Origin of the sequence: Candidatus Megaera venefica (genome assembly GCF_034554655.1) — a bacterium.
In the GTDB taxonomy this organism is placed as follows: domain Bacteria; phylum Pseudomonadota; class Alphaproteobacteria; order Rickettsiales; family Rickettsiaceae; genus Megaera_A; species Megaera_A venefica.
Genome location: NZ_JARJFB010000189.1, coordinates 1 through 2,804 on the forward strand (window position 1 = coordinate 1; position 2,804 = coordinate 2,804).

The 2,804-nt window shown below is 38.5% G+C and carries 2 protein-coding genes; both read right to left on the reverse strand.

Annotated elements, in window-relative coordinates:
- Positions 1–1,805: FlgK family flagellar hook-associated protein (locus Megvenef_RS08545; protein WP_322777513.1), on the reverse strand; the 1,805-nt coding region annotated here is incomplete at its 3' end.
- A gap of 49 nt (positions 1,806–1,854) precedes the next feature.
- Positions 1,855–2,247: a hypothetical protein gene (locus Megvenef_RS08550; protein WP_322777514.1), complete on the reverse strand. Its 393-nt coding sequence runs from the start codon at positions 2,245–2,247 to the stop codon at positions 1,855–1,857.
- Positions 2,248–2,804 lie beyond the last annotated feature (557 nt).

A 2,804-nucleotide genomic window follows, 5' to 3' on the forward strand; every position in this document is an offset into this window, starting at 1 on the left:
TTACCACTCTGACCTGAATTAGGGTCTATTTCTATACCATTATCATCAACAAGTTTTGCTCTTGCAACACCTGAATGGCTTGTTAGAGGAACTGGATTAAATGCGCCAGTAGTTACGCCACCATTAACATTAAGAGTGCTATCAAAAGCAATTCTATCATTTACAACAGTTGCTGGCTGTGGGGAAGCAAACGAAACAGTACCTTCTGAAACTACTCCATTATCACCTGTAATCCTAACTCTCAGCGTAATAACTCTACCAGCTAATGCATTTTGCACTTTAATATTTTGTCCAGTAGCTGTGTTTGTATCTTTTTCTAACCTAAAACTTCCAGGAAGCTGGTCTGTTACCACAGCTTGTTGATTTGCTCCAGTTGCGACATCTTCAGTACGTACCTCAAGCACCTTAATATTACTACCAAAATGCGAGTTTCCTTGCAGATCCAGATCAAAGGTAAAGCTATTACCATCTGCCGGATTTACCGAACCTCTTGCACGCAGCTGTATATTATTGAGCAAATATTCTCCGCCCACCTGAACAGGAACAACAGCACCGTCAGTAATCGCACCTATTGCTACCCTTGGTCTTGAAGGGGCATAATCTAGCTTCTCATTAAGCTCTTTTATTAGATCAGATATTGTTGCTTTTCCGCTGAGAGTAGTACTAGCTAGACTTCTCATATCAATTGTCGCAGGGTTCAACCTGCCAGCACCACCACGAAGCTGGTCACCCTCTTTACTAACGAAATGAATAGTAAACGGATCACCCCATTCAAGGTCTTGTCCTCTACTAATATCAATAGAGCTCTTAAAATAACCTTTTGGTGGAAAAGGAGAACCATTATTATGGATAGCGTTTAATTTATCAGTAAAATTATGTCCTAATGCTTTAATCTTATCGCCAGCTTCTGGCAACACTTTGTCCCTTAGATCAATTAAAGCTGACCATTGTCCACTACTAACAGACATCGTTGAATCATCACTCCCACCAATAAAAACCTTCGAATGCCTTTCCTTACCATCTATTCCAAACTGAGTAATCATTAAAGGTGGGTAGTCATTATTTTCTATAATAGCATCTATAGTTCCCACGCCATCATAACTAAACTGGGAATAATAATCACTTGCAACGAGTTGTTCTCCGCTAGATTTCGCTTGAATGCTAACAGTTCCACTAGCACCATAACTGGCTTTGATATCAAAATTATGCGCTAATTCTCGAACCAGCTGATCTCTTTTATCATGAAGTCTGATTGGAGATGAGCTAATCAGCATTTGCTGGTTTAAATTAAAAAGCGCTTTTATAATACCACTTGCTGAATGAGCGCTTTGCTTTAAACGTTTATCTGCGTCAAACCTTAAGTCCGTAACTTTCTTAGAGGCACCCGTAATTGCCGCACTAACTTCTTCAGCCTTATTAATAAACGCTTGCCTCATCGAATGGCCACTGCTTGCTTCAAGAATTTTTGCTTGAGCAAAAAAACTATCTATGGTCTTTACAAGCCTAGATACCTGCGGATCTTTTTCTCCGCCAATTACAGACTGTAGGTCACTCAAGAATTCAGTATATGTGTTCTTATTTCCCAGTTTTGTCACTTGTTCAACATAAGCTCTTTCTTGCAGTAGATTTACTGACCTACTTTCACTAAGACTTGTTCTATAAGCTTTACTTCCCCCTATTTGATCAACTGTTAGAGAAGTATCAATTCTTCTAGCGTTAGGATTCCCTGCTGACCCAAGATTACGAGCTCCAACGTCGATCTGCTCTCTAACTAAACTTAATGTTTGTTCAATACTCTTCGCCATATTTTATCTAAACCTTATATATTGAGCCCAATGGGCAGCATTACTTTATCTATTTTTCCGCAACAGAAACTTTATATCCAAATTGTCTTAACGTTTCTTGAGTCCTACTTTTATTATATATTTCAATAATTTTATTACTTACTTCTAAATTGCCGCGAATAAGAATATCATTATCTCGATTTAGCCCGTTCAATGTGCCAAATAGGTCCTTCAGCCTTACCATAGGCAAGCTATCTCGGTCAAATTTTTGGCCAGTTCTTACGTATTCTTCTACGACAAACTGCGCTTCATTAAACTTATGTAACGCATCTACTTTTTCCTCAACAATAATTTCAATAGCCGAAACTTCTCCCACCTCTAACAAAGCATTCTCTTTCTCAATTACAGCTATCAAGTCTTTTGTTGCCTTTGTTATATTACTAACAACGGCCGATTGACTCATGGCTTTATTTTCACTATTTAACATTGTTTTCTTGTTTGTTTTACTATAGTTGCGACAATGGCTTTGCCAACTTCATTCAAATCATGCCTAGTACTATTTTTACTAGCTCCGGCCATAAAGATTTCTGAAATATTGCCTCACCAAAAACGTCTTTAGGATTCTGATTGACCCTTTCAGCCGTTTGAGTCCCAAAGAACCCATAAAGCTTATCCCTCAAGTCTCCAGCTACTTCAAAATCTTAATACAAGCAAGATCTGTGCCATCTGGTTCTGGCCAGTCTTTTCCATTTTTAACTAAAGATAGCATTGCGTTAGTACCATACTTGTTTACCTGTATATTTTTAGTAATAAATGCGCTGTGGGAAGAAACTGTACTTATTTGTGATAAGAAACTGGTGCGTGAACAAGGCTATAACCGATGCCATAAGAGCATATAATGACAAATTTACAAGGCATTAGGCTAGTGGGAGATAATTTTGTCAGATCGAAACCGTAATTCTCTGTTCGTTCGCTCTAGCTAGTTCATTGCCGGTTTTGCCCGTATATGCGCAAAATCCA

Bases quoted from the DNA above. Each gene is read 5' to 3' on its own strand.
- Megvenef_RS08550 (WP_322777514.1), bottom strand. From the start codon at position 2,247: ATGAGTCAATCGGCCGTTGTTAGTAATATAACAAAGGCAACAAAAGAC.